This is a genomic window from Enterobacter sp. I4 (assembly GCF_022669095.1).
Taxonomy (GTDB): domain Bacteria; phylum Pseudomonadota; class Gammaproteobacteria; order Enterobacterales; family Enterobacteriaceae; genus Enterobacter; species Enterobacter pasteurii.
The window spans coordinates 515,713-542,126 of the sequence record NZ_JALBUO010000001.1 but is presented as its reverse complement, the minus strand read 5'-3'; the positions used below and the strand labels follow the sequence as shown (position 1 = coordinate 542,126).

The window sequence follows — 26,414 nt, the reverse complement described above, 5'->3', positions numbered from 1 at the left end:
AGACAGGGAGGAGAAAATTCGCGCAATCATGTCACCTTTTATTTTCAGGTGCAACAAGGAATCAGTATGCATTTCGCCTCCCAAAGCTAAGCGTAATCAGGCACAGACATGCCATAATCATGCAATGACAATGCTTAAATAACAGGAGTTAAACGTGGTTATTGGACCCTTTATCAACGCGGGAGCCGTACTGCTGGGCGGCGTACTCGGAGCGGTGCTCAGTCAGCGATTGCCGGAGCGTATTCGGGTCTCTATGCCCTCTATTTTTGGACTGGCATCTTTGGGGATCGGCATCCTGTTAGTGATTAAATGCGCCAACCTGCCGGTGATGGTGCTGGCAACGCTGCTTGGCGCCCTGATAGGCGAGTTTTGCTATCTGGAAAAAGGCATCAACAGCGCGGTAGGCAAGGCCAAAAACCTGATTGCCCGGCCGGGCAAGGCGAAACACGGCACCCATGAATCGTTTATTCAGAACTACGTCGCGATAATTATTCTGTTCTGCGCCAGCGGGACGGGAATTTTCGGTTCGATGCAGGAAGGGATGACCGGTGACCCCAGCATCCTGATTGCGAAGGCATTTCTGGATTTCTTCACCGCCACGATTTTTGCCACCACGCTCGGCATCGCCGTCGCCGCGATTAGTGTGCCGATGCTGCTTATTCAGCTGGCGCTTGCCGCCTGCGCCGCGCTGATCCTGCCGCTGACGACGCCCGCGATGATGGCGGACTTTACCGCCGTTGGTGGCCTGCTGCTGCTGGCGACGGGGCTGCGCATCTGCGGGATCAAAATGTTCGCGGTGGTGAATATGCTCCCTGCCCTGCTGCTCGCAATGCCCCTTTCCGCGCTCTGGACGCACTTTTTCGCTTAAGTTTGCGGCGAAATGGTGAGAGAGTGTGCAGTCTGCAACGAAAACAACAAATTTCGTTGACGACGGAGGATGAATCGGGTTTAATGCGCCCCGTTGCCCGGATAGCTCAGTCGGTAGAGCAGGGGATTGAAAATCCCCGTGTCCTTGGTTCGATTCCGAGTCCGGGCACCACTATTTAAAGAACCCGCCCTCGTGGCGGGTTTTTGCTTTCTAAGCCCGCCAATCCTTCCGTAATGCCTTAACTTGCCCCCGCTCAATCAACGTAATCCCGCAGCCACGTTTTTATCCATTCCCCCCGACCACTGCGTCAGCAGCGCATGCAGTTTAGCCGGCTCGAGAGGCTTGCGGAGCACCAGGTACCCCTCCTGCTCCGCCTCCAGCAGAACCGGTGAATTAAATTCGCCGCTGACTATCGCGCCGCTCATATCCGGCAGACGTTCAAAAAGCGCTTTCAGGATGTCGAAGCCGCTTTCGCCGGATCGCAGACGCTGGTCGCACAGCACGGCGAACGGCGTAAAGCCGTCGTCGATTATGGCAAACGCCTCTTCAGCGGAGGCCGCACAGCGCACGTTGATTCCCCAGACGCTCATCAGGCTCTCCCAGGCAGACGTCACCAGCGGGTCGTCATCGACGACCAGGCAGGAGCCGTGCAGCGGCGCATAGCGTACCGGCGTGGCGGTGTTGTCACTGGCGGGCGGGATATCCGGCGCGATGTCTTCGCCAGCATATTGGGTGAAGCGCATCCAGAAGCGTGAGCCTTTACCTTCAATGGATTGCATCCCGTACTTCACCTTCATCAGCTTGGCACAGCGGGCGACTACGGCCAGCCCCAGCCCGTGTCCGGCGCTGTCGATCTTCCATGCCAGCTCGGGGCGGTAGTAAGGTGAAAAGATTTTGCCTTTCTCATCATCGGCGATACCGACCCCCGTGTCCCACACCTCCACCATACACTCCTCGCCGCGCGGTCGGATGGCGACCAGCACGCCGCCCTTGAGCGTGTAGCGGAGGGCGTTTTGAATCAGGTTAATCAGGGACTGTCGCACCAGAAGCGGATCGCCTGTCACGCAGATGCGGCGTTTGGGCCGCCGGGTGCACAGCCTAAGTGCGCGGCTGTTGGCCTCTTCGCGAAACAGCGTGATGACCGAGTCGAGCAGAGCGCCGATATCCACTTTGGTAGGGGCAGAGAGTACATTCCCGGATTCTATTTTGCTGAGATCGAGCAGAGAATTGAGCATCAAATGTACCGAGCGAACGCTCTGCTGCAGGTCAAGGAGTTGCGGCGTCAGGCTGTCGTCCCGGTTTCGGTGGAGGATGGCTTCGATCAGAAAGCCCATAGCGTGCACGGGCTGGCGCAGATCGTGGCTGGCGGTTGTCAGAAACTGATTTTTATCCAGCAGCGCCTGCTCCGCGTCCTCTTTGGCCTGACGAAACTGCTCCGCCAGGCGTGAGCTTTTTTCCTCAAGCAGCGCCTGCTGAATAAAGAACGCATGTGACGTTAACGCATGGCGGTAAATCGCGAAGCCGTAAAGCAGGTTCAGCATAAGCACAATGAACATCAGCTCATCCAGCCGCCAGATAATACCGAGGTTCAGCACGCCCCACGAGGCGAAGAAAAAACGCGTAAAGGTGCTGATGACCGGCGTCAGATGCGTTGCGTTGGCGGCAACGATGGCGGCAATGCTGATATTAAGCAGCAGGAAAAAGTCAAAGTTCTGCGTCTGTGGCGTAATTAAATAGAGTGATGAAATGCCCAGCCCGTGAATAAAGGCGATATTATTAATACGCGGAAGCCAGCGCCGCAGGACGTCCTTTTCAACATTTTCTTTCGCTTCGCGCTGATAGCGCCGGTGCAATATTCGTATCGCCACAGCACATAGCAGATAAATGATTATCCAGGTAATGGTTGGGCCGAGGCTGTCCCCAAGCATATAAATCCATATGGCGAAAGGAATACCGACAAAGGGTACCGCGCTAAAGCTGAATACCAGCCGTAGAAATGTATTGTTTAGCAAACGGATCTGCGCCGGAGCAGAGATAACATCGTTTTGTAAACGCTGGAAAAACCTCATTCCGATGATTCCTGTTTGCCATGCAAAAGCGTGATGGCTTCGACCCGGCTGTTAACGCCTATCTTTTTCAAAATATTGCTGATGTGTTCTTTTACCGTAGGCTCAGAAATTGAAAGCTGTGCGGCGATTCGTTTATTTGGCAGGCCGCGCATAATCATATTTAACACGTCAATTTGTCGCGGCGTTAAGTTAAATTTACTTAACTTCTCATTGGTCGACTTAACGGGAATTTCGTTTCCCTCAGGAAACCAGGTTAAATTATCAGCGAGTGCGAAAACGGCCCGTGAGAACATTTCAGGCGGCTCGCTTTTCAATACAAAACCGTGCCCACCGGCGGCATGCACTTTCCGCCAGAGATCATTATTGTCATCCCCGCTGACCACCAGGAGTCGTACCTGTGGGTAAAGTTGTTTTATTTCTTTGAGTAATTTCAGGGCCGTTCCGGACGAGAGCCAAAAATCGATTACCAGCAAGCGTGGCGGGCCGGTATCCCTAATTTGACGGTAGCAATCTTCCTCATTCGTCACCACGCACGCCTGCTTAAACTGGCAATGTGTAATCAGAAAATTGGCGATGCCGCTTGCTACCAATGGATGGTCATCAACGACCAGCGCATAATTCTGTCCCAAAGGGTCCTCCTTTGACCTTCGCATATCTGAGAGTTCGGATGAATTATTATCTACCCACCCTACTTTAGGAGGGTTTTTTCGATTAGGAAAGAGAAATATATTATTCGCTGATTTGGGTAATTGAGAACTTAAATACAATCAGTGAAATTAACTGATTGGATATAAAGGATAATTTATGAAAAAATCGCTGCTCTTTTTAACCATTACGTTGATGCTAGCCGGTTGTTCCACGCTAAAAACCGATCAGGCTATTCCACTCCTGCAGGCGGAGACCGCTAAAATGCTGGGGCTGGGCTCATCGGATGAAATAACCGTGACCAACGTTAATGGCGCCCAGCCGGACGCGCTGGGAGGACAAAAACTCTCTTATCGCGCGACGACGGAAAAAGGGCGTATTTTCGATTGCTCATCGATGATGATGCCGGGAATTTTAGGATCCGCACCGACGCTGAGCGCGCCAACCTGCACACCTGTTGTCACACATAAATAATTAACGCCACAGCAAAAGGCGTACATAAATAACGCCTTTTACGTTATCTGACGTATCTGAGTTTTCATATAAAAACGATTTTCCCGACATCACGCTAATGAGTACGGAGATAGCCCGTGAATAACTCTACATCGCATTCTTTAGCGGTTAAGACGCCGCTTTCCAGACTTTACCTCGCCCTATTTTCCGCGCCGCTGTTATTGCTTTTACCTGCCGACGTCGCGCGTGCAGCCGATGCATTTTTTGACGGCGACTCGCGTATTACCGAAACGCTGGGTTACACCGGCGACGTTTACGTTGGACGTACTCAACGCGGAAACCTGCTGATCGATAATGGCAAAATCACCGCCTATAACATCAATATCGGTCGGCTGTTCGACGGCCAGATTTATGAAAGCGTGGTCACGGTCCGTGGGCCAAACGCGGAGCTTAACGCGGTGAACGATCGATACGTCCTGCGCGGCGACCTGAATCTCGGGCTCGGCACCCTGCGAGTCGAAGAGGGCGCGCTGGCGAGCGCAAAGGAGATCGTTGTCGGCACCACCCGGGGCTACGACAGCCACCTTATCGCCACGGGTGCCGGCTCACGCGTGACCAGTAATTTTCTGAGCGTAGGCCCCGATCTGGGCGCACGCTCCACGCTGGCAATTGAGGACGGTGCGGCGCTCAATACCGCCTACGATGCGCGCATCGGTAATGGTACCGGGCCGGATGAAGCCGACACGCTGAGCCCGAAAGCCACCGTCACCGGAAGCGGCTCACAGTGGAACGTTGGCCGTACGTTGACGCTTAATGGCGACCTGGACGTGCTGGACGGCGGAGCGGTTAACGTTGGCGGCGTGCAGGTGGCGGGCGTCTCCGGGGCGGGGAAAACCGCTGAGCTGGTGATTGCGGGCAAAGACTCGCGCTTTACCAGCGACAGCAGCGTTAGCGTGGGTGATTATGGCAATGGCGTGCTGTCGGTTATTGACGGCGGTTCATTTTCCGCAGGCAGCAATGCGCTGATCGTGGGGACATCGGGTTCCGGCTCGAACCGGGGTGCGCTCATCATCGGCAGCCGCGGCAACATGGATACCGGCACGGGTATAACGGAGCCAACGCTTGGTACGGCGGGCGGCGCGGGAACCCTTGATGCGAAGACGGCAATCAGCCTGCGCGGCGGGCTGTTCGGCAGCTATGTTTACTTCAACCATACCGACGATGATTACGTCTTCAGCAACACGATGAGCGGCGAAGGTGAGGTGATAAATACCTCCGGGCAGACGACGCTGAACGGCGATCTTTCAGCCCTTCAGGCGAACGTGACCGCGCGGGGCGGTAAAGTCATCATTGCCAGCAATATTAACACCCGGGCAGAAGACGATATTTTTGAGATTCAGACCCTTAGCGCCGAGAACGGCGGTACGCTGATCCTCAACGCAACGGCGGGATCCGACGTTAACAACGGACAAGGTTACAGTAGCGCCGCGTCAATCAAGGCCGGCGGCACGCTGGGCGGTAACGGCACGCTGGGCCAGACCGAGATCCTGTCCGGCGGGCATATCTCGCCCGGCGACGGCAATATCGGCACGTTGACGCTGAAACGCTATCTGAACTTTATCGGCGAATCTTTCTATGACGTAGATATCGCGGGTGATGGCCGCAGCGACCAGCTGCTGGTGTCGGGCAAAACCACCATCAGCAATCAGGCTAAGGTACAGGTCACCGCACTGGACCCGCAAACCAGCTACAAAACGGGCCAAAGCTACCGCATTTTGACGTCGAACGGCGGGATTGACGGCGAGTTTGCGTCGGCGATATCTAAATCCGCCTTCCTGGACGTGGCGCTCAGGCAGAGCACCAACGCCGTCGATCTGACCATCGCGCAGAAAGAGACCGGCGGTGAGGATCCTGGAGGCGAAAACCCTGGCGGTGAAAATCCAGGAGGAGAGAACCCCGGAGGCGAAAACCCAGGTGGTGAGAATCCGGGTGGCGAAAATCCGGGCGGTGAGAATCCTGGCGGTGAAAACCCGGGCAGCGGCAAGCCGGGGATTTTCCAGACCGTGGCAAAGAGCAGCAACCAGTGGAATACCGCCGGTTCGCTCTCCACGCTGACGCAAAGCGGCCCGTCGCTGGCGCTGTATAACTCGCTGCTGGTGCTGAGCGCGCCGGAAGCGCGCGAGGCGTTCAACCAGCTGTCCGGTGAAGTTTATCCGTCCGTGCAGTCCAGTCTTATCGCCGGGAGCACGCAGGTGGTTAACGTCTTAAACAAGCGTATGCAGCGCGCGTTTGATAACGACAGCCTGCCGATACCACCGCTAGCGATGTCGCTGGTGCAGCAGCCGGAGCCGCAAAACAGTGGCGTCTGGGGCCAGACCTTTAGCTCCTGGAGCCGAAACAGCGGCGACGGTAACGTGGGCAAGCTGGACGGCAACACCACCGGCTTCCTGCTGGGGGCAGATCGCAAGCTGGCGGACCATAACGTGCGCGTCGGTGGCTACTTCGGCTACAGCCGCGGTGATTACGACGTCGACAGCCGTCGTTCCTCAACGGATACCGACAACTATCACCTTGGCCTGTATGCGGCTGGTCAACAGGATGCGTTCTCCCTTCGCGGCGCGCTGGGTTACACCTGGCACAAGATCGAAGGCGAGCGCAACGTTGATTTCAGCGGCTTCTCGGATCGGCTGAAGTCGGATTACGACGCCAACTCGCTGCTGGCGTTCACCGAAGCGGGCTACCGTTTCGGCCAGCCTGATATGAATCTCGAGCCGTTCGTCAATTTATCGTACATTCGGCTGCATACCGACAGCTTCAGGGAGGACGGCGGTGCCGCCGCGCTGAGCGTACGTAACGAAACGATGAACACCTTCTATTCCACCCTCGGGGTGCGCGGTATGACCGAACTGCCGAAGAACGTTAACCTCTACGGTTCGCTGGGATGGCAGCACGCGTATGGCGATAAGAATACCTCTTCGCGCATGGCGTTTGCGGGCAGCGACGCGTTCATTACTCAGGGGCAGGCCGTAGATGAGGACGTGATGGTGGGTGATATCGGCGTGAGCGTACAGCTGTCGCGTGTCGCGACGCTGGATGTGGGTTATCAGGGACAATATGGTGCGGACACCCGCGTCAACTCGGTTAACGCTAATCTGCGCTGGTCGTTCTGAAGGATTTCACTTTAACGAACCCGCCCTCGTGGCGGGTTTTTGCTTTTGGCTTCTGACAAAGCTAGGGATCGTTCCCAACCGCGTCCAGCAGTTTGTTTTTAAAGATAAATAAACACGCTTCGTTGAAGTTCCCCGCCCCTAGCCGCTCCGACAGCATCGTTCGCTTGCGGTACAGGCTTTTGACCGACATATTCAGCTTCTCTGCAATCTCTTCCATCGACCTCCCTGCCTTCAGCAACCGCAGCATTATCGCTTCGTGTCTGCTCAGCCGTAAGTTAAGCAGCCATTTGGTTGTCAGACGCCTGCCTTTCATATCGAGCACCAGATTGAATAACGACGCCATATCCGGAGCCGTAAGCGACGTGTTCATAAACAGCTTCATACTGAGCAGATCCTCATCCCGATGGCCCATATCCAGCATAACGCAGCAGATCGTTTTTCTCGTTCTGGCCGGATGGCGTATCAGGTAATCATATAAACGGAGCGGCGTACGGCTATCAATCAGTACAGTATATTCATCTGCACCGGTATCAAATATGTTTCTGTCAATCGAACTGAGGCAAATTATATCCGGGAAAAATAGCCGCATCCCCCTGACAAGGAAACAATCCTGAGTCACTAACACTATTGAAGTCGCCACTAACCATCCCTTTTAGATTATAGCAAGCCCGCCTCTTAAGAAAGAAGAACGCTTTCGTTTATAGCGCTTTACATTAACGGCAAATGTATTCTGGCTTTGATCATCCCTCAATATGCGCATTGGTGAGCCAGACTTTTTGCAGACTATCACTCAATGGCTTGCGTTAATTATAAATAAAAAAGAATTTCAGAAAAGTCACTTCCCTGAACATTAAGAATTTTTGTCATGAAACTTCCCAAACATGCACCGGAAAGTTCTTTAATTAACTGCACAGAACTTCATTTCGAATATAGCCAAAAGGAAAAGCAAGAAAGAAAAATCAAATACTATCAGTAACTTAAAAACAAACGCCTTGTATTTAATTATCTAAAAAACCGCTTGCTTCCAGAATTATCTCAAAACCTCCACCCCGCTTTTCAGCTTATTTATCCCCCAACACATCAGGTGTACATTACCCCCAACCGAACCACTGTGCGGAGGGCTCATAATTACCTTTAGGTAAGTACCCCATAACGTAACATCATTCAGATTTAATGTTTTCCTTTATGGCCTTTAACGCTGAGTTAAAAGGCGGCCGTGTTATGCAATGGATTCATGATAAACAAATGGCAAATAGATATGGAAAGATCGCTTCGCTTCACTACGTTATTCTTTTATCGCACCACAATATTATTGTTCCTGGTATTACTCTTTCCTGTTCTGGTTCAGGCTGATGAATCCGTTTATGAGCATCAGATTCAACAGGCACGTAACGGTAATTACGCTCTGTTTCTTGATTATGTACAGCGCTACGAGCAGCAGCATGCTTTAACGCCCGAACGGGTTGCGGACTGGTTACAGGTAGCCTCCTGGGCAGGCCGCGATGACGAGGTGATTCAGATCTGGCAGCGTTATGGCATCTATATGCCGCTGCCCGCTCGCGCCATCGCTGCCGTCGCGCAGTCAAGAAGAAACCAAAAAGCCTGGCCTTCCGCCTTAACGCTGTGGAAAGAGGCGCGCAGCCTTGCGCCGGATAACGACGATTACCGCATCGGCTACGTTAAGACCCTGGCCGACGCCCGCATGGATCGCCTCGCGCTTCGGGAAGCCCGGCAGATGGTTAAGGACGATCCATCTCCCGCGCACCTTGAGACGCTCTCCTATGTCTGGATGCGTCAGGGAAAAAGCTGGGATCGGCTGCTGGCGGACATGCGCGCGCTGAACGCCGCACCGGGGAATACGGCCCTTCTTCGCGAGACGATCGATGCGCTAGCGGATAACCGGGTAAGCACGCCCGCGCTCTGGCTGTCACGAAGCGCGGCGCTGTCTCCCGCGGAGCGTCGCCGCCTTGAGCGTAACGCCGCTGCCGAAATGGTACGCCTGGCGGATGTGCCCGGCAGAACGGAGAAAGAGCGCCTGCGGCTGGCGCAAAACGCGTTAGATCGTTACCACGCCCTGCTTTCCCGCTGGCAAAGCGAACCGCAGGCGGCTGAAGACGTCATCCTTGCCCATATCGATCGGCTTGGCGCGCTGTACGCGCGCGGTGATTACCGGCAGGTCATTAGCGAATATCAGGCGCTGACAGCCGCACGGCATCCGGTGCCGGAGTGGGCCATCGGCTGGGCGATCTCCGCCTATTTGCAGGAGAAAAACACCGCCGCCGCCTTCTCGCTTCTGCAGCGCTATCCACGGTACGCCTCCGATCCGCAGGACGAGGAGCACGCGCTTTTCTACGCCTGGCTGGATACGGGGCAGTACCAGGCCGCCCGCCGCTACGTTGAGCGCCAGACCCGCAGCGTCCCCTGGATCCGCTACGATTTCGGGTCCCCGACCGCTCAGCCGAACGATCGGTGGCTTACCGGGCAGTCGCTCACATTTAACTATTTGCTGGCGACCAACGCCCTGCCGGAGGCCGAAAGGCTGGCGCATCGTCTGGCGTCAACGGCGCCGGGCAATCAGGGGTTACAGATTGACTATGCCGCCCTGCTTCAGGCCAGGGGCCAGCCGCGCGCGGCCGAGCAAAAGCTTAAGCGAGCGGAGGCGCTAGAACCTTCGAATCTGGAGCTTGAGAAACAGCAGGCTTACGTCGCAATGGACCTTCAGGAGTGGCGACAGATGGATTTACTGGCTGAGGACGTGATAGCCCGCGCGCCCGACGATCGCAGCGCCCGCCGTCTGGACAGGCTCAGAGCGGTCCACCACATGTCTGAACTGCGTCTGAACGCGGGTAAAGGATTGCACTCGGACAATCCCGTCAGCGGCAGCCACGACATGAGCTGGGACGCCACGCTCTATGGCCCGCCCGTGGCGGATAGCTGGCGGCTGTTTGCCGGCGCCCGCTATGCGCAGGGCAATTTTGACGAAGGTAAAGGCATCAGCCGCCACCTGCTGGGCGGCGTTGAGTGGCGGCCCCGCGACCTCACGCTCGAGGCCGAGCTCTCCAGCAACCGATATCACGGTAAAAGCACGCCGGGTGCCCGGCTCTCAACGACTTACAGCCTCAACGATAGCTGGCAGGTCAGCGGTAGCCTCGAACGGTTGTCCCGCACCACGCCCTTACGGGTGCTCCGCAATGGGATCGGCGCGAACCGGGGCGAAGGCGGAGTGCGCTGGTACCAGAACGAGCGCCGGGAGTATCGGCTCAGCGCCGCCGTTAGCCGCTTCTCAGACCATAACCGCCGTCAGGAATACGCCCTCACGGGGAAAGAGCGTCTCTGGCAAAGCCCCTCCCTGACGCTGGATCTCGAACCGGGGATCGCCGCCAGCAAAAACAGCCTGCGGGATACGCTCTATTACAACCCCGAGCGGGATCTCTCCGTCACGGCAGCCCTGTCCGTTGACCATGAGATGTACCGCCACTACGACACCCTCTGGAGCCAGCAGATTGTGGCCGGCGGCGGCGGATACTGGCAGAAAAATCAGTCGCCTGGCGCCGTTACCCTGCTGGGCTACGGGCAGCGCGTTCAGTGGAATAACGTCATTGATACCGGGGTGATGCTGAACTGGGATAAACGCCCTTACGACGGCAAACGCGAAAGCAATCTTTCCGTCTCGTTTGATGCGACTTTACGCTTTTAAGGATGAATATGCTGAACACACGTTTTTCCGTGAGACTGTTACTCATCGCCTGCCTCTGCCTCAGCGCGAGCGTTTGCGCGCAGGCGATCTCGTTTATTGCGCCCAAAGCGAGGCCGCAGCAGGAGGCGAGCAAGCCCTGGCCGAAAAACCAGTTTCTGGTTCTCGCCTATCACGACGTAGAGGATGATGCCGCCGACCAGCGCTACCTCTCCGTTCGCACCAGCGCGCTAAACGAGCAGATCGGCTGGCTTTTGCATAACGGCTATCGCGCCATCAGCGTGCAGGACATTCTTGATGCCCATGACGGAAATAAAACGCTGCCGCCGAAAGCCTTTTTGCTCAGCTTTGACGACGGCTACAGCAGCTTTTATACCCGCGTCTGGCCGCTGCTTCAGGCATGGAACGTTCCTGCGCTGTGGGCGCCGGTGGGCAGCTGGGTGGATACGCCGGAAAATCAAAAGGTTAACTTCGGAGGGCTGATGACGCCCCGCGATCGGTTCGCGACGTGGGACATGGTGCGCGAGTTAAGCCGCTCCCCGCTGGTTGAAATCGGCTCGCATACCTGGGCCTCACATTACGGCATCCCGGCCAACCCGCAGGGCAGCCGCGAACCGGCCATCGCCAGCCGCTTTTACGATAAGGCGACGGGGCGCTATGAAACTGACGCGCAGTTCAGCCAGCGGATCGGCGATGACGTCCGCAAGGTGACGGATAAAATCACCCGGGTAACCGGAAAAGCGCCGCGCGCCTGGGTCTGGCCGTACGGTGCTGCCAACGGCACGTCACTCTCCATTGCCGAAAAACAGGGCTACCGGCTGGCCTTTACCCTGGAGGACGGGCTGGGGGACGTGCGCAATCTCAGCAGCATTCCCCGCCTGCTGATTGCCGGAAATCCCTCGCTCAAAACCTTTGCCAGTACGGTCAGCCAGATCCAGGAGCACGATCCCGTGCGCGTCATGCACGTCGATCTCGACTACGTTTACGATCCCGACCCGGCCCAGCAGACCCGGAATATCAACAAGCTGGTCCAGCGGGTCTACGACATGAAAATAAGCCATGTTTTCCTCCAGGCGTTTGCCGACCCGCAGGGCGACGGCAAAATCAAAGCGCTCTATTTCCCCAACCGCCGGCTGCCGGTTCGGGCCGATCTCTTTAATTTTGTCTCCTGGCAGCTCCAGACCCGGGCAGGCGTAAAAGTCTTCGCGTGGATGCCGGTGCTCTCGTTCGATCTCGATCCTTCCCTGCCGCGCGTTCAGCGTCGGGACCGTCAGGCAGGAATATTGCACGACGCCACCGACCCCTACATCAGGCTTTCGCCATGGAGCCCGCAGGTTCGCCAGCAGGTGACGGAAATCTATGAAGATTTAGCCCGGCATGCCAGCTTCAACGGGATTGTGTTCCATGACGACGCGGTGCTGACGGACGTTGACGATACCGGGCAGAATACCGCGCGCCAGAGGAGCCAGCTGCTTATTGGGTTTACCCAGGCCTTAAGCCAGGCGGTAAAGGACATCCGCGGCCCGCAAACCAAAACCGCGCGCAATATGTTCGTCCTGCCCATTCTGCAACCCGAAAGCGAAGCGTGGTTTGCGCAGAATCTTGACGATTTTCTGGCGGCCTATGACTGGACGGTGCCGATGGCAATGCCCCTGATGGAGTCCGTCCCGGCAGAGGAGAGCAATGCATGGCTGACGCGCCTGGTTAAGGCCGTCGCCGCGCGGCCCGGCGCGCTCAATAAAACCATTTTCGAACTACAGGCGAGAGACTGGTCGCAAAAACCGCAGCGCCCCGTTTCCGACGAGCGTCTGGTGGAGTGGATGCGCGTGCTCCAGCTGAACGGCGTCAAAAACTACGGCTACTACCCCGACGATTTCATTAACAACCAGCCTGCTATGTCCCGCATCAGGCCTGAATTATCTTCCTACTGGTATCCTGACAATGACTGATCGCATTATCGCATTCTCTATTTTATGCCTGGTGTTCGGGCTGCCATTAGGCGTTGCCGCCCTGTTTACCGGCGAGCTGATCCTGGACTTTGTGTTCTTCTGGCCGCTGTTCATGTCCGTGCTGTGGATAACCGGCGGTCTCTACTTCTGGTTTCAGCTCGAACGACGCTGGCCGTGGGGCAAAGAAACGCCAGCCCCGACGCTCGCCGGTGAGCCGTTAATTTCTATCCTTATTCCCTGCTTCAACGAGGAAAGGAATGCCAGAGAGACCATCGGCGCCGCGCTGGCTCAGCGGTACGAAAATATTGAAGTTATCGCCATTAACGACGGGTCTTCCGATAACACCGCCCGGGTGCTGCACCAGCTCGCGCTGGAGCAGCCGCGCCTGCGGGTGATTAACCTCGCGGAGAACCAGGGGAAGGCCGTAGCGCTCAAGGCCGGGGCGGCGGCGGCCCGTGGCGATCTGCTGGTCTGCATTGACGGCGATGCCCTGCTCGACCGCGACACGGCGGCGTATCTGGTGGCGCCGCTGATCCAGTATCCCCACGTTGGGGCCGTCACCGGCAACCCGCGGATCCGCACGCGCTCGACGCTGATAGGCCGTATTCAGGTGGGCGAGTTCTCATCCATCATTGGGCTTATCAAGCGGACGCAGCGGATCTATGGCCGGGTCTTTACCGTCTCGGGCGTTATCGCCGCCTTTCGCCGCCAGGCGCTGGCGGACGTCGGGTACTGGAGTCCGGACATGATCACCGAAGACATCGACATCAGCTGGAAGCTCCAGCTGCGCCACTGGGATATCTTTTTCGAGCCGCGGGCGCTGTGCTGGATCCTGATGCCGGAGACGCTCAGGGGCCTGTGGAAACAGCGCCTGCGCTGGGCGCAGGGCGGCGCGGAGGTATTTCTGGTCAACCTTCGCCGGATCGTGCGCTGGGAACACCATCGCATGTGGCCCCTGTTTTTGGAGTACGCGCTGTCAACGCTGTGGGCGTTTGCCTACGCGGTGACGGTACTGTTATTCATCATCAGCCATGTCGCGCCGGTGCCCGCCAACCTGACCGTCGAAACCCTCTTTCCACCGGCGTTTACCGGGCTGCTGCTGGGCGTGATGTGCCTGATGCAGTTCCTTGTCAGCCTGTACATCGAGCGGCGGTACGAGCGAAAAGTGGCAGGCTCGCTTTTCTGGGTGATTTGGTTCCCGATGGTCTACTGGATGATCGGCCTGTTCACCACCCTCGTTGCATTTCCAAAAGTCATGCTTAAGCGCCAGCGCGCCCGCGCGCGCTGGATCAGCCCGGACCGGGGAAAAGGACGTCTTCAATGAACGAAAATACCTTAATTTTGACCGAACACCGGCTACTGCCGCGCCTTTTCGATACCGCGCTAACCCTGCTGGCGTGGGGTGGATTTCTGTTTTTTCTGTATGCCAGGCTGTGGATGCAGTTAACCGAGGAGAGCGAGTACCGGTGGGGAGACATCATTGCTTCCTTTAACACGGTGCTGATCTATCTGCTGCTCGCCGCGCTCAACGGCTGGCTGCTGATTTTGTGGTATCAGTACAATCGTCGACGTACCCACGTGAGGCGCCGCCGTGCGGGCTATTTGCACCATGACGAGCTTGCCAGAAGCTTTGACGTTTCACCGCAGCTTATCTCGGAGATGAGCCAGTACAACCTGCTGACGGTCTATCATGACCAGATCGGCCGCATCATCGATCTGAAGATTAGCGAGCAGGAGGACGAGGAAGAACAGTAAGAAAAAGCCCCCGCCGGGTAACCGCCGGGGGCTTTCTTATCGCTGGTATGAATTAGTTATCCTTCACCACGATCAGCGGTTCAATATCGCTCTCTTTCTTCACCACCAGCGATTCATCGCCGCGCAGGCAGGTCCCACCGTAGTTTCCGCCCACGGTAAAGGTACAGACCTGAATGTACTTGCCGTCGACCTTCGGCAGGCACCACAGCTGCTGATAGATATTTTTACGATCGACAAACCTGCCGCTGGATTTGTCCAGCAGTTCGTCCCGAGCGCTGATGAGATCAATATTGCTGCCGCAGCGTCCGGCGATCGGCTTAACGGCATAGCCGGTCTGCTTCAGCAGGTCGTTAACCTCAAAATCGGTGTCGAGCAAATAGCGATGGTTCGGGAACAGCTGCCACAGCACCGGCAGGATCGCCTTGTTGCCGGGGATCACCGTCCACAGCGGTTCAAAGACCAGCACCTCCGGGCGCAGCAGGACGTCAATCAGGCGCACTTCCCCCTGCGGGTGCCCGGTGCGGATCGGCACGGCGGCGTATTCGGTTTCGCTCACCTCGCGGATCTGCTCTATCGCCGTTTCCCACGCCCAGGTCTTCCACACGCAGTTAACGTGACGGCCTTCGTCATCAATCAGCTGTCCGGCAGCGTCCCAGCCCAGCGCGCCCAGCCCATGCAGGATTTTGGTTTCAAACCCGGCCTGTATCAGCGAGCGCTGAATAAAGAGCGCGTGGTAATCCTCTTCGATATCGTTGTCCTGCATGATGTGCACGAACGGCCGCGCGTGGCTGTGCTTCCAGGCGCCGGTCAGCTCCTCCAGCAGCCCTTCCGCCGGGTTATGGCCGTTGCCGCGATAGCCGTTTTTCACCCACTCTTCGAGGATCAGGCCACCCTCGGTATGGCAGGACGCGGAGTCCGCGTTGTACTCGTAAACCTTAATGCCGCGCTCGTCCATGCAGAAATCCATACGGCCGGTGATCATATGGTGACGACGCCACTGCCAGGAGAGGCGCAGGCGCGGCCAGAGTATTTTCGGGATGTCGAAAAGCGCCAGCAGGCTGTCGTCCTTCAGCACTTTGTCGGTTGCGTGGAGGTACATCAGATGCAGCTCATTGGTGGCTTTGATTAGCTCCTGCTCGGCGCTCCCGGTGATGGTGAAGTAGTGGCACGGATCGCTGTTGATCACATGACCGTTCGCGCGTACGTACGCCTGCTGCAGCGCGTCGTTTTCGTTGAGCCACTTTCCGTCGAACTGGCGGTTGTTCTTCAGCCGCGCGCCGCAGATCTTCAGCAGCTCGCCGTCGATCTCCGGCTGAGGAATGCTGTGTTCAGTATCCGCCGTCTGGATCATCCAGCCGAGGATCTCGGTATCGTTGAAGGTGTCGTGAAGGGTGTAGCAGCCGTTCTCTACGGTAAGGCGCAGCTCGCGCGTCCACTGCTGCCCCATCGGCAGCGGAGAATGGATCACGTTCTGCTCGGCAATGCGCACCCTGTCGTCCAGCCGCTGGGTAATGACGGCAACGTGGCCGGTCTCGTGGAACTCCCCGCCCTTTTGCCAGATGAGCAGCGCGCCGGCCTGCGGCGGACGCTTTGAACCATTGGCAAAGGCCTGGAGCGGCAGGATGTTATCGTTCACCACCTCGCGTAAAAAACGCAGGGAGAAGATCTCCCACGCCATGCCGACGTCGGTAAAGACAAAACCGTGGTTGAGGAAGAGGAAGCGGCGCGCAAATTCAACGCACTGCCATTTATGGCCCATGTATTCATTGCCAATATAGCTGCGGAACTCCGCGTCTTCCGGGTAGTTACGCGGATCGAGGCTGCCGTAATTCGAAGAGTAAATCGCCACGCCACCCGGCGCGTAGCCTAATAACGTCCCGAAGGGTGCATCACTGCTTAACGTTCCTTTACGCATGTGTCCAACCTAAAACAGGCAGGCGGCAATTTTTTGTGGGATTTGTCGTCGTCTGCACGTTGTAATTAACTAACAGAGGTGGCGTTATCATACACCCGCCCCGACCATTACGCTCACATCGTTAAACGCCCCTCCCATCTCCTGCTACACTGCCTCAACACAACACCAAAAAGGCAGGCCAACATGTCAGAGAACACCTATCAGCCACCAAAAGTGTGGGAATGGAAAAAGAATAACGGCGGCGCGTTCGCCAATATCAACCGCCCCGTTTCAGGCGCCACGCACGAGAAAGCGCTGCCCGTGGGCGCGCACCCGCTCCAGCTGTATTCGCTGGGCACGCCGAACGGACAGAAAGTGACCATCATGCTGGAAGAGCTGCTGGCGCTGGGCGTGACGGGCGCGGAGTACGACGCATGGTTAATCCGCATCGGCGAGGGCGATCAGTTCTCCAGCGGCTTTGTGGACGTGAACCCGAACTCAAAAATTCCGGCGCTGCGCGATCACTCAACCACCCCGCCGACGCGCGTCTTTGAGTCCGGCAGTATCCTGCTGTATCTGGCCGAGAAGTTTGGCCACTTCCTGCCGAAAGATCCGGCGGGACGCACGGAGACCCTAAACTGGCTGTTCTGGCTCCAGGGCGCGGCACCGTTCCTGGGCGGCGGTTTCGGCCACTTCTACAGCTATGCGCCGGTGAAGATTGAGTACGCCATCGATCGCTTCACCATGGAGGCCAAGCGCCTGTTCGACGTGCTGGACAAGCAGCTGGCGCGCGGGCGCTACGTGGCAGGCGAAGAGTACACCATCGCCGACATGGCAATCTGGCCGTGGTTTGGCTGCGTGGCGCTGGGCAGCGTGTATAACGCCGCCGAGTTCCTTGATGCCGGGAAGTACGCCAACGTGCAGCGCTGGGCTAAAGACGTGGCGAATCGTCCGGCCGTGAAGCGCGGACGCATCGTTAACCGCACCAGCGGCGAGCTGAACGAGCAGCTGCATGAACGCCATTCAGCAAGCGACTTTGATACCCAGACGGAAGATAAACGTCAGGCCTGATAAGTGGCCGGGCGCCCGAGCGGGTGAAGCAACACGCGATAAACCACGATCGAAACCAGCCTGCGCGCTGGTTTTTTTTGCGTGATGTTGCGGTTTACGGCCTGAAAAATTCATACTCCTGCTTATTCCGTTTCCTCCACAAGGATCTTTTATGTCAGACCAGACGCTCAGGCAGACCCGACAGCAGGACATCCTCAACCTGATGAGTAAAAGCGACTGGCTGACCACGGAGGCGCTGGCGGATAAGCTTTCCGTCAGCAAAGAGACGATCCGCCGGGATCTGCAGGCCCTGCAGCAGCAGGGCAAGATCCTGCGCCAGCATGGACGCGCGCGCCTGATTCGTCTGGACAGCCGCGACAGCGGAGAGCCTTTTGGCGCGAGGCTGAAAAGCCATTATGCCGACAAAGCCGATATTGCCCGCCACGCGCTGGGCTGGATCGACGAAGGGATGACCATCGCCCTTGACGCCAGCTCGACCTGCTTTCATCTGGCGCGCCAGCTACCGGATATCGAACTCACCGTTTTTACCAACAGCCTGCCCATCTGCCAGGAGATGGCGAAGCGCAAGCGAACCACGTTAATCTGCTCCGGCGGAACCCTTGAGCGCAAGTATCGCTGCTATGTTAATCCGGCGCTGGTGACGCAGATTAAAGGGCTGGAGATAGACCTGTTTATCTTCTCCTGCGAGGGCGTCGACGAGCAGGGCGTGCTTTGGGATCCCTCCGGGCACAACGCGGCCTATAAAGCGCTGCTGTTAAGCCGCGCCAGCCAGTCGCTGCTGCTCATCGACAAAAGTAAATTTAAGCGGTCGAGCGAGGTGAAGGTCGGCCAGCTGTCGCAGGTCACGGAGGTTATTCAGAGCGAGGGCGGGAAGCGATAAGGGCGTCAGGCCGGGCATTCCGGCCTGACGCACGGACGTTACGCGGTAAGGCGGAACTTCTGCACCGAGCGCTGGAGCTCTTCTGTCTGGCGTTCCAGCGCGGCGGCGGCGGCGGAAACCTGCTCCACCAGCGAGGCGTTCTGCTGGGTTACGCCGTCCATCTGCGTGATGGCAACGCCTACCTGGGAAATCCCTTTGCTCTGCTCCTCCGACGCGGTGGCGATCTGCTTCATGATGACGGTCACTTCGGTCACGTCGCGCAGGATAGCTTCCATGGTGGTGCCGGTATCGTTCACAAGCCGCGCTCCCTGCTCCACGCGGGCAACGGAATCGGCAATCAGCCCTTCGATCTCTTTCGCGGCGTTCGCGCTGCGGCTGGCAAGGTTACGCACCTCCCCTGCAACCACCGCAAAACCGCGCCCCTGCTCTCCCGCACGGGCGGCCTCCACCGCGGCGTTAAGCGCCAGGATGTTGGTCTGGAAGGCGATGCTGTTAATCACGGTGGTAATTTCCGCAATTTTCTTCGAGCTGTCCGAGATGCCGCTCATGGTCGTCACCACGTCCTCCACCAGCGAGCCGCCACGGCTGGCCGTACCGGAGGCCACGTCAGCCAGCTGGCTGGCCTGACGCGCGCTTTCGGCGTTCAGCTTCACCGTTGCGGTGAGCTGCTCCATGCTGGCAGCGGTCTCTTCCAGGGCGGCGGCCTGCTCTTCGGTACGCGAAGAGAGATCGTTATTACCGCTGGAGATCTCCGTTGCGCCACGCCAGATATTTTCGCTGCCGGAACGGATAGTGCTGACCGCCTCCCGCAGGCTGTCCTGCATGGCGCTCAGCAGCGGCACCAGTTGACCCACGCAGTTGCGGCCAAAGGGCTCAATCGGCTGGCTGAGATCGCCCTGCGCAATCTGACGAAACTGCTGGCGGATGCGCTCCAGCGGTTTTACCAGCATTGCCACCAGGTAGCGGTCAGTGAAGAGCAGGATCAGCAGACCCGCGATCGTGGCGGTGATAATCACCGTCCGGGTCATGCTGGTAAGGCCGTCGACGATAACGCGCGTGCTGTCGAGCGCCTTCGCGGCGGTATCGTTGAAGTTCTCAGCCGCTGCCCCGAATGCACGGCTCAGGGGTGGCGTGACGCTGTTAGCGTGCTGACGATAGCCTTCGAGCGTCGCCTGCTTCGCCTGCGCCATCTGCGGCGTTACGCCCTGGTCAAGCAGCGCCTGCCAGGTGGAAATCACCTGCGCAGAGACTTTTTCATCCATCGGCCCCGGGGAGATAGCCTTCATCTCCGCCAGCTTTTTCCCCATGTTATCCAGCGCCTGCTGGGCGGAGGACAGGTCCGGCGTGCCGCCTGCCGCTTTGACCTCCATCGCACGGCTCAGGCGGGTGACGAAGCGGAAGTACTGATCGTTACCCTGGCTCAGCACCGTCATCTGCCTGACCAGCTGGCGGTCGATCTCATTACCATCAGAAACACGGGACAGCGACCAGGTGCTGTAAAGCCCCACGCCTGCCCACATGACGCAAAAGATCCCCAGTATCGCCAACAGGACGAAACGGATGGTGAAATTACGAAGCATATTCATTAAGTATTCCTTGCCGTGAGGGTGAATTCGCCCAGAGGCGAGTACTTTCCTCGTTATCGGCAGGAAAAGACGAAGTTATAATCTTTCGCGCGTAATTTTATAAAATTTTTTACTGGGCGGGTTTACGAGCGATAACGATAATCGTCGGCGCGGATATCTTTTCCGGAAAAATGTGTGTTTTTACATTACGGCTGATAAGAAAATGTAAAACAGTTACACATAAAATTAACCTTAAAATTCGGAAGGCTTACCTCACTCACAGATAAGATCGATAGATAGCGCCAGCTTTAGTAAGAAACCCCTTAATTTGCGTGCTAATCATTCAGCCAGATTTATACAATAAATATGTTTTAAATTATTTATCACACAAATCTATTTGTCCGGCCTCTTAAGCCTGTTCTGAAATTTAAAATTTCATTACATCCCGCCCGCTTAAGAAAGTTCTGAATTTGCATGAAGTGGTTTAAAAAAAAAGCCGACTTTTTTATTCAGAGAAATTCAAATGCGCAAATTAACGAACCTGACCCTGCTTTCGCAGAGTATTGTAATGGCATTGGCCTCATTCAGCGCCCATGCGTCCATCATGCCTGCCACGGAATGCGATGGTAGCTCGACATCGCAAACCTGCGGTTTAAAGAAATATGACGATGGAAATTTCTATCAGGATTCAAAGGTGGCCAATGCCGTTATGGCGAACGCTACGGCAACCAATATTTATATGGATGGCCATCGTAAAGAGGGTGATACCCAAACGCTGACCGTCTCCGGCACGGATATGTCTGGTCATTATATTCAGGGCAGCAACGGCGGCACGGTGAATATCAACCTGAACAACGGCGCAACCGTGGATATGATTGAGACCGGTTCAGAATTTAAAACAACCAATACGACGATAACGGTCGATAGTTCGACGCTGAACGGTGAAAACAGCGCGGGTGATTACGACAGAGATAAAGCGTATATGATGGGCTCCGCCATTTATCTTGATCCGATGGATAAAGGCTACCATAACGTGAATATCCAGAACGGTAGCGTTCTGCACGGCAGTATTGTGAGCGCGGGCGCGGGTGTGCAAAACATTAACATCAGCAACAGCACGATGGATAAAGGTGGCATATACGCGGGTAGCGATAAATCTGATACCACCATTACCCTGACCAACGCCACGGTGGACGGCTCTCAAAGCGAGATTGCCCAAAATATCGATACGCTGGCGGAAAAACTTAGCGAATATCAGCCCTTCAGCGATTTGAATCTGGATGCGTTTGGCGACGTCGCCGTTGCCATGTACGGCACAAAAGCCGATTCGCTGGCACTCAATAACAGCACCGTGACGGGTGATATCGGCGTGATTAACGAAAAAGGCACAACCACCCTTTCGCTGAATAACCGTAGCGTGGTGAACGGCAATATTACGCTGGGCGGAAATTCAGCCAATTCAGTTCTGGTGGATAACAGCACAATCAACGGCGCAGTGAATACCAGCCAGAACAGCGGTAACACTACCATCACCCTGCAAAATAACGCCACGGTGAATGGCGATATTACCACCGGCGCGGGTGATGACACGGTTGTGCTCACCAATAACTCCCACGTTAACGGCGACGTTGACGGCGGTGACGGTAGCGATACGCTTTCAATGGACGCCGGCAGCGCTATTTCCGGCGAAATAAGCCAGTTCGAGACGGTAAATACCACCAGCGATAACAGCATCGCCATTGATAAAATTCACGATGCGACCAGCTGGAGTTTGCAAAACGGCTCCACGCTCATTGCCACCACTACCGGCAGCAATGCGATGGTTACGATGAGTACCGACAGCTTTGTGAACTTCGGCACTATTACCGGGGCCAATAATGCGGTCATCGTAAACAGCATTACCCCGTCCGCGATGAATCAGCAGGGCGTCATCCTCGGCACCTTCACCACAGCAGGCAGCAGCGCACCGCAAAATTATGCCGCCGCAACCTTCACCAACGGCAAGCAGGAGGTTGAAAACCGCAGCGGTGCCTATAACTACGATAACAGCCTGAATATTGTTGCTGCCGACGCGGCACCGCAGACGATGCTGGCAGCCGATAATAGCCAGAGCTGGAATATTGAATTTAACAGCCAGAAGGGAAGCCTCGCCAGCGACGTCCAGGGGCTGGTTGCGGGTCTGGATGCCGCAGAGCAGGCCGGGCATCAGGTTGCGGATGACATTAGCAACCATATGAACCAGGTTCATCTCGCGAATATGCTGGGCGACGAGCAGGACGGCGCGCAGGTGTGGGGCGATTTCCTCTACCAGAACGGCAACTTCAGCAACGACGTGGACTATAAAAGCATTACCCAGGGCGCGCAGGGCGGCGTTGACTGGACGGCTCACCTGAGCAACGGCGACAGCGTTACCGGCGGTATTGCCCTGGCCTGGACGCGCAGCCGCGTGCAGGACACCAGCGACGGCGCAGATAGCTTCAATGACAGCGTTTACGGTAACTACTACAGCCTTTACGGCGGCTGGCAGCAGGCGCTGAACGGCAGAACCTGGGGCCTGTTCGCTGACGGCAGCTTCAGCTATGGCGATATGCGTTACTCCCTCTCCGCCAGCAACGTCACCGGCGATACCAGCGGCATGACCGAGGCGCTGAGCGGATCGACGGACGGTAGCCTGTATCTGGCGCAGGCCCGCACCGGTGTTAACGTACTGCTGCCTGGTGAGACCCTGCTGCAACCTTACGCCACCTTAGGCTGGGATCAGACAAAAGCAAACGGGTTCTCCGACCGCGAAGTGACCTTTGCCGACAGTCAGGTCTCTTCCTGGAACGGCGGCGCCGGGGTACGTCTGACCACCATGCTTACCGATCTGAACAAAAACGTGACGGTAATGCCGTGGGTGGATGCCCGCTTCCAGAAAGAGTTCAGCGATGATACGGACATTAAGGCAGCGGATTACCACAACACCGCCGGTCACAACAACAGCATGGGGATCTTTGGGGCAGGCATTAACGCCAGCATCGCGCATAACTTCACGCTCAATACCGGCGTGTATGTTGGCACGGGAGACGTGGATAACGATGCCAGCGTGCAGGCGGGTATGAGCTACAGCTTCTAAGCTCGGACGGATTGCCGGGCGGCAGTTCCCCCTGCCCGGCAATCCGCTGGCCCGACGCAGAGCGTTAGCTCAAGTATTTCTCAAACCACCCCAGCGTGCGTTTCCAGGCGAGCCCGGCTGCGGGCTCGTCGTATCGCGGGGTGGAGTCGTTATGAAAGCCGTGGTTAACGCCGGGGTAGATGTAGGCTTCATACACCTTATTATTGGCCTTAAGGGCCGCCTCGTACGCAGGCCATCCTTCATTAATATTTTTATCGAACTCCGCATAGTGCAGCAGAAGCGGCGCGTTGATTTTCGGCACATCGGCGGCCGGCGGCTGTCGGCCATAAAACGGCACCGCGCACGCCAGCTCCGGGTAAGCGACTGCTGCGGCATTGGATACGCCGCCGCCATAGCAGAAGCCGGTTATCCCCACTTTGCCGGTCGCATCTGGACGATCCTTCATGAACCCGACGGCGGCAAAGAAGTCATTCATCAGCTTTGTCGGATCCACCTTCTGCTGTAGCGCCTTCCCCTCTTCGTCGTTGCCTGGATAACCGCCCACCGAACTGAGGCCATCCGGCGCCAGGGCCAGATAACCGGCTTTTGCCACGCGGCGTGCCACATCTTCGATATACGGGTTCAGGCCGCGGTTCTCATGCACCACCACCACGGCAGGTATTTTTCCGCGGGCCTTAGCGGGTCTCACCAGGTAACCGCGTACCTCGCCATGCCCCTCAGGTGAGGGATAGGAGATATATTCCGGGAGAATATCCGGGTCGGTAAATTTGACCTGCTCTGCGAGGGCGTAATTGGGTTTAAGCATATTGAACAGCGCCAGCGCCGTCACGCCGCCAGCGGCATAGCGTGCCGCGAGGTTAAGGAATTCTCGTTTGCTGATTTTACCGTGGGCGTAGTAGTCGTAGTAATCGAGCAGCTCTTGTGGAAAATCTTTGGCAGTCAGGCGCGTCATCGCTTATCTCCACGATTTATGGTTTGATAAGCATAGAATGAAAACGCTGTTTCGAAAATTCATCGACACGAAAGGAGACATCATGTCCTGGCACCCTTACACCGGCCGATACGAGAATATGCAGTACCGTTACTGCGGTAAAAGTGGCCTGCGCCTGCCGGCGCTGTCGCTGGGCCTGTGGCACAGCTTTGGCCACGTACAGGCGCTCGATTCCCAGCGCGCGCTGCTGCGTAAAGCCTTCGATCTCGGCATTACCCATTTTGACCTTGCCAATAACTACGGCCCCCCTGCGGGCAGCGCTGAGGAGAACTTTGGTCGGCTGCTGCGGGAAGATTTTGCCGGCTATCGCGACGAGCTGATCGTCTCCACCAAAGCGGGTTATGACATGTGGCCAGGCCCGTATGGTTCAGGCGGCTCTCGTAAATACCTGCTCGCCAGCCTCGACCAGAGCCTGAAACGCATGGGCCTGGACTATGTGGATATTTTCTATTCTCACCGCGTGGACGAAAACACGCCGATGGAGGAGACCGCCTCCGCGCTGGCACACGCGGTGCAGAGCGGAAAAGCGCTGTATGTGGGTATTTCGTCCTACTCCACGGAACGCACGAAGGTGATGGCCGAATTGCTGCGCGAGTGGAAAATCCCGCTTTTGATCCATCAGCCGTCTTACAACCTGCTGAACCGCTGGGTCGACAAGACCGGCCTGCTGGATGCGCTGGAGGAAAACGGGACGGGCTGTATCGCCTTCACCCCGCTGGCTCAGGGCCTGCTGACCGGAAAATACCTGAACGGTATTCCTGACGGTTCACGCATGCAGCGCGAAGGCAAGAAAGTGCGCGGCCTGACGGAGAACATGCTGACAGAAGCCAACCTGAGCAGCCTTCGTCTGCTGAATGAGATGGCGCACGCGCGCGGGCAGACGATGGCGCAGATGGCGCTGAGCTGGCTGCTGAAGGATGAGCGAGTAACGTCAGTGCTGATTGGCGCGAGTCGCCCGGAACAGCTGGAGGAGAACGTTCAGGCGCTGTCTAACCTGCGCTTTACCGAAGATGAACTGACGCGGATTGACCAGCACGTTGCGGATGGCGAACTGAACCTGTGGCAGGCGTCGTCGGATAAATAGTGCGGCCTGTTTCCCTGACCCCTCACCCTGTCCCTCTCCCCAAAGGGGAGAGGGTAAAAGGCCGCACCGGACAGTCCCCTCTCCCCTCCGGGGAGAGGGTTAGGGTGAGGGGCGCGGTAAAATCACTTCTTGCTGATCTTATCCAGATACCCCATCACAAACGCCGACAGCACGAACGTCAGGTGGATAATCACATACCACATCAGCTTGTTATCCGGGACGTTCTTCGCGTCCATGAATACGCGTAACAGGTGGATAGACGAAATCGCCACAATCGACGCCGCAACCTTATTCTTCAGCGATGACGCGTCCATCTTACCGAGCCAGCTGAGCTTTTCCTTGTGCTCGGCGATATCCAGCTGAGAAACGAAATTCTCATAGCCGGAGAACATCACCATCACCAGTAATCCGCCCACCAGCGTCATATCCACCAGCGACAGCAGCACCAGAATTAAGTCTGCTTCCGCCACCGAGAAAATGTTTGGCAGGACGTGGAAAATCTCCTGGAAGAACTTGATCGTCAGGGCGACCAGCGCCAGGGAGAGACCAAAATAGACGGGTGCGAGCAGCCAGCGAGAGGCATACATTGCGTTTTCAAAGAAGCGTTCCATAAAATCCTGTCTGCAAACGAAACCAGCGTCCAGTATATCTCAACGTCGCTGGCTGTTTGCAACAACTAACCAGGAGGTCGCTTACACCTCATCAGGATCTACTTGCGGGCGCGCGTACTCCGGCCAGACCAGCCCCACCAGCTCCGGGTAGGCCTCCAGGCTAAACTCGCGAAAACACTGGCGCAGGTTTAATACGTCTAAATCGGAATATGAGACCTTCTCGCCATTCAGACAGCGCTTTTTGATATTGTCATAATATTTATAAACGGCCGAATTAAGGTCGCTACAGCGGCGCTGCGCGTCGAACAACCCCGGCGTATCATTAATGTCGGACATTTTCATGCGCTTTATTGTCGCATGAAGAAAATCGATATATTCGTGATTGACCCGCCAGTACCAGACCGGCGTCACGGCGTTCATCAACAGGGAGAAATGATCTTCGCCCTCTTCTTTGGACATCAATTCTGGCTGCGGTGCTTCACCGGCATCTTTCGACACTTTCGGCTTATTAAACTCTCGCATCAATAAAAGCACGCCAGCGGTCAGTAACAGTAACGTTATAACCGTAAAGAAAATGCTGTTCATGGGTAGGCTCCATTT

At 56.6% G+C, this 26,414-nt stretch carries 19 protein-coding genes and 1 tRNA gene; 12 read left to right on the top strand and 8 right to left on the bottom strand.

The genetic code is table 11. The features are described from left to right. Window positions 1–154 precede the first annotated feature (154 nt). The gene (locus tag MOQ06_RS02535; RefSeq protein WP_148418494.1) at window positions 155–868 is read left to right on the top strand and encodes a DUF554 domain-containing protein; all 714 of its coding nucleotides are present in this window, start codon (window positions 155–157) and stop codon (window positions 866–868) included. 95 nt (window positions 869–963) lie between these two features. Beyond that, a tRNA-Phe gene (locus MOQ06_RS02530) sits at window positions 964–1,039 on the top strand. Between the two features lie 86 nt (window positions 1,040–1,125). Here MOQ06_RS02530 and MOQ06_RS02525 read toward each other — a convergent pair. Together MOQ06_RS02525 and MOQ06_RS02520 are read right to left on the bottom strand one after the other, a co-directional pair. Beyond that, window positions 1,126–2,937 carry a hybrid sensor histidine kinase/response regulator gene (locus tag MOQ06_RS02525; RefSeq protein WP_242170532.1) on the bottom strand — a complete coding sequence of 604 codons (1,812 nt, stop codon included), beginning with the start codon at window positions 2,935–2,937 and terminating at the stop codon, window positions 1,126–1,128. Further along, window positions 2,934–3,566, bottom strand: coding sequence for a response regulator transcription factor (locus MOQ06_RS02520; RefSeq protein ID WP_242170530.1), 633 nt, complete (start codon window positions 3,564–3,566; stop codon window positions 2,934–2,936). The genes MOQ06_RS02525 and MOQ06_RS02520 overlap by 4 nt, the downstream gene beginning before the upstream one ends. Before the next feature lie 175 nt (window positions 3,567–3,741). On the opposite strand from MOQ06_RS02520, the gene MOQ06_RS02515 reads away from it, so the two are divergent. Together MOQ06_RS02515 and MOQ06_RS02510 are read left to right on the top strand one after the other, a co-directional pair. Further along, complete coding sequence (locus MOQ06_RS02515) at window positions 3,742–4,056, top strand: lipoprotein (protein ID WP_148418491.1); 315 nt, start codon at window positions 3,742–3,744, stop codon at window positions 4,054–4,056. Between the two features lie 116 nt (window positions 4,057–4,172). Continuing rightward, window positions 4,173–7,205 (top strand): autotransporter outer membrane beta-barrel domain-containing protein, encoded by a 3,033-nt coding sequence (locus MOQ06_RS02510; RefSeq protein WP_242170528.1) that lies wholly within the window; start codon window positions 4,173–4,175, stop codon window positions 7,203–7,205. Window positions 7,206–7,266: 61 nt separating this feature from the next. On the opposite strand, the gene MOQ06_RS02505 is transcribed toward MOQ06_RS02510, so the two are convergent. Next, window positions 7,267–7,794, bottom strand: a complete 528-nt coding sequence (locus tag MOQ06_RS02505) for a LuxR C-terminal-related transcriptional regulator (protein WP_148418646.1) — start codon at window positions 7,792–7,794, stop codon at window positions 7,267–7,269. A 669-nt stretch (window positions 7,795–8,463) separates the two neighbouring features. Between MOQ06_RS02505 and pgaA the strand changes: the two genes are divergently transcribed. The 4 genes from pgaA to pgaD are packed head-to-tail and all read left to right on the top strand — an operon-like array spanning window position 8,464 to window position 14,603. Continuing rightward, window positions 8,464–10,902, top strand: a complete 2,439-nt coding sequence (pgaA, locus tag MOQ06_RS02500) for a poly-beta-1,6 N-acetyl-D-glucosamine export porin PgaA (RefSeq protein WP_242170525.1) — start codon at window positions 8,464–8,466, stop codon at window positions 10,900–10,902. Window positions 10,903–10,910: 8 nt separating this feature from the next. Then, a complete protein-coding gene (pgaB, locus tag MOQ06_RS02495) occupies window positions 10,911–12,848 on the top strand; it encodes a poly-beta-1,6-N-acetyl-D-glucosamine N-deacetylase PgaB (RefSeq protein WP_242170523.1) in 1,938 nt (645 codons plus the stop codon). Beyond that, window positions 12,841–14,172, top strand: a complete 1,332-nt coding sequence (pgaC, locus tag MOQ06_RS02490; RefSeq protein WP_193354971.1) for a poly-beta-1,6-N-acetyl-D-glucosamine synthase — start codon at window positions 12,841–12,843, stop codon at window positions 14,170–14,172. The genes pgaB and pgaC overlap by 8 nt, the downstream gene beginning before the upstream one ends. After that, the gene (gene pgaD / locus MOQ06_RS02485; protein WP_193354972.1) at window positions 14,169–14,603 is read left to right on the top strand and encodes a poly-beta-1,6-N-acetyl-D-glucosamine biosynthesis protein PgaD; all 435 of its coding nucleotides are present in this window, start codon (window positions 14,169–14,171) and stop codon (window positions 14,601–14,603) included. Before pgaC ends, pgaD begins: the two co-directional genes overlap by 4 nt. Window positions 14,604–14,655: 52 nt before the next feature. Here pgaD and gss read toward each other — a convergent pair whose 3' ends face one another. Then, window positions 14,656–16,518: a bifunctional glutathionylspermidine amidase/synthase gene (gss, locus tag MOQ06_RS02480; RefSeq protein ID WP_242170521.1), complete on the bottom strand. Its 1,863-nt coding sequence runs from the start codon at window positions 16,516–16,518 to the stop codon at window positions 14,656–14,658. A 183-nt stretch (window positions 16,519–16,701) separates the two neighbouring features. Between gss and yghU the strand changes: the two genes are divergently transcribed. Next, the gene (gene yghU, locus MOQ06_RS02475) at window positions 16,702–17,568 is read left to right on the top strand and encodes a glutathione-dependent disulfide-bond oxidoreductase (RefSeq protein ID WP_242170520.1); all 867 of its coding nucleotides are present in this window, start codon (window positions 16,702–16,704) and stop codon (window positions 17,566–17,568) included. A 151-nt stretch (window positions 17,569–17,719) separates the two neighbouring features. After that, window positions 17,720–18,448, top strand: coding sequence for an L-fucose operon activator (fucR, locus tag MOQ06_RS02470; RefSeq protein ID WP_242170518.1), 729 nt, complete (start codon window positions 17,720–17,722; stop codon window positions 18,446–18,448). 38 nt (window positions 18,449–18,486) lie between these two features. Here the strand turns inward: fucR and MOQ06_RS02465 are convergent, their stop codons facing one another. Then, window positions 18,487–20,034, bottom strand: a complete 1,548-nt coding sequence (locus tag MOQ06_RS02465; protein WP_242170516.1) for a methyl-accepting chemotaxis protein — start codon at window positions 20,032–20,034, stop codon at window positions 18,487–18,489. Between the two features lie 502 nt (window positions 20,035–20,536). Between MOQ06_RS02465 and MOQ06_RS02460 the strand changes: the two genes are divergently transcribed. Beyond that, window positions 20,537–23,128, top strand: coding sequence for an autotransporter outer membrane beta-barrel domain-containing protein (locus tag MOQ06_RS02460; RefSeq protein ID WP_242170514.1), 2,592 nt, complete (start codon window positions 20,537–20,539; stop codon window positions 23,126–23,128). A 64-nt stretch (window positions 23,129–23,192) separates the two neighbouring features. Here the strand turns inward: MOQ06_RS02460 and yghX are convergent, their stop codons facing one another. Further along, window positions 23,193–24,080, bottom strand: a complete 888-nt coding sequence (gene yghX / locus MOQ06_RS02455) for a YghX family hydrolase (protein WP_242170513.1) — start codon at window positions 24,078–24,080, stop codon at window positions 23,193–23,195. A gap of 82 nt (window positions 24,081–24,162) precedes the next feature. Here yghX and MOQ06_RS02450 point away from each other — a divergent pair, with 82 nt between their 5' ends. Then, the gene (locus MOQ06_RS02450) at window positions 24,163–25,203 is read left to right on the top strand and encodes an aldo/keto reductase (protein WP_176609489.1); all 1,041 of its coding nucleotides are present in this window, start codon (window positions 24,163–24,165) and stop codon (window positions 25,201–25,203) included. 122 nt (window positions 25,204–25,325) lie between these two features. On the opposite strand, the gene MOQ06_RS02445 is transcribed toward MOQ06_RS02450, so the two are convergent. Both MOQ06_RS02445 and MOQ06_RS02440 read right to left on the bottom strand, forming a co-directional pair. Next, complete coding sequence (locus MOQ06_RS02445) at window positions 25,326–25,814, bottom strand: TIGR00645 family protein (protein WP_003862473.1); 489 nt, start codon at window positions 25,812–25,814, stop codon at window positions 25,326–25,328. Between the two features lie 81 nt (window positions 25,815–25,895). Then, window positions 25,896–26,399: an RNA helicase gene (locus tag MOQ06_RS02440; RefSeq protein WP_148418479.1), complete on the bottom strand. Its 504-nt coding sequence runs from the start codon at window positions 26,397–26,399 to the stop codon at window positions 25,896–25,898. Between the last annotated feature and the right edge of the window lie 15 nt (window positions 26,400–26,414).

What these genes read in the sequence shown, in the direction of transcription:
- MOQ06_RS02525 (WP_242170532.1), bottom strand. Translation starts at nt 2,937, where the DNA reads ATGAGGTTTTTCCAGCGTTTACAAAACGATGTTATCTCTGCTCCGGCG.
- MOQ06_RS02515 (WP_148418491.1), top strand. Translation starts at nt 3,742, where the DNA reads ATGAAAAAATCGCTGCTCTTTTTAACCATTACGTTGATGCTAGCCGGT.
- MOQ06_RS02505 (WP_148418646.1), bottom strand. Translation starts at nt 7,794, where the DNA reads ATGCGGCTATTTTTCCCGGATATAATTTGCCTCAGTTCGATTGACAGA.
- pgaA (WP_242170525.1), top strand. Translation starts at nt 8,464, where the DNA reads ATGGAAAGATCGCTTCGCTTCACTACGTTATTCTTTTATCGCACCACA.
- pgaB (WP_242170523.1), top strand. Translation starts at nt 10,911, where the DNA reads ATGCTGAACACACGTTTTTCCGTGAGACTGTTACTCATCGCCTGCCTC.
- pgaC (WP_193354971.1), top strand. Translation starts at nt 12,841, where the DNA reads ATGACTGATCGCATTATCGCATTCTCTATTTTATGCCTGGTGTTCGGG.
- pgaD (WP_193354972.1), top strand. Translation starts at nt 14,169, where the DNA reads ATGAACGAAAATACCTTAATTTTGACCGAACACCGGCTACTGCCGCGC.
- gss (WP_242170521.1), bottom strand. Translation starts at nt 16,518, where the DNA reads ATGCGTAAAGGAACGTTAAGCAGTGATGCACCCTTCGGGACGTTATTA.
- yghU (WP_242170520.1), top strand. Translation starts at nt 16,702, where the DNA reads ATGTCAGAGAACACCTATCAGCCACCAAAAGTGTGGGAATGGAAAAAG.
- fucR (WP_242170518.1), top strand. Translation starts at nt 17,720, where the DNA reads ATGTCAGACCAGACGCTCAGGCAGACCCGACAGCAGGACATCCTCAAC.
- MOQ06_RS02465 (WP_242170516.1), bottom strand. Translation starts at nt 20,034, where the DNA reads ATGAATATGCTTCGTAATTTCACCATCCGTTTCGTCCTGTTGGCGATA.
- MOQ06_RS02460 (WP_242170514.1), top strand. Translation starts at nt 20,537, where the DNA reads ATGCGCAAATTAACGAACCTGACCCTGCTTTCGCAGAGTATTGTAATG.
- yghX (WP_242170513.1), bottom strand. Translation starts at nt 24,080, where the DNA reads ATGACGCGCCTGACTGCCAAAGATTTTCCACAAGAGCTGCTCGATTAC.
- MOQ06_RS02450 (WP_176609489.1), top strand. Translation starts at nt 24,163, where the DNA reads ATGTCCTGGCACCCTTACACCGGCCGATACGAGAATATGCAGTACCGT.
- MOQ06_RS02445 (WP_003862473.1), bottom strand. Translation starts at nt 25,814, where the DNA reads ATGGAACGCTTCTTTGAAAACGCAATGTATGCCTCTCGCTGGCTGCTC.
- MOQ06_RS02440 (WP_148418479.1), bottom strand. Translation starts at nt 26,399, where the DNA reads ATGAACAGCATTTTCTTTACGGTTATAACGTTACTGTTACTGACCGCT.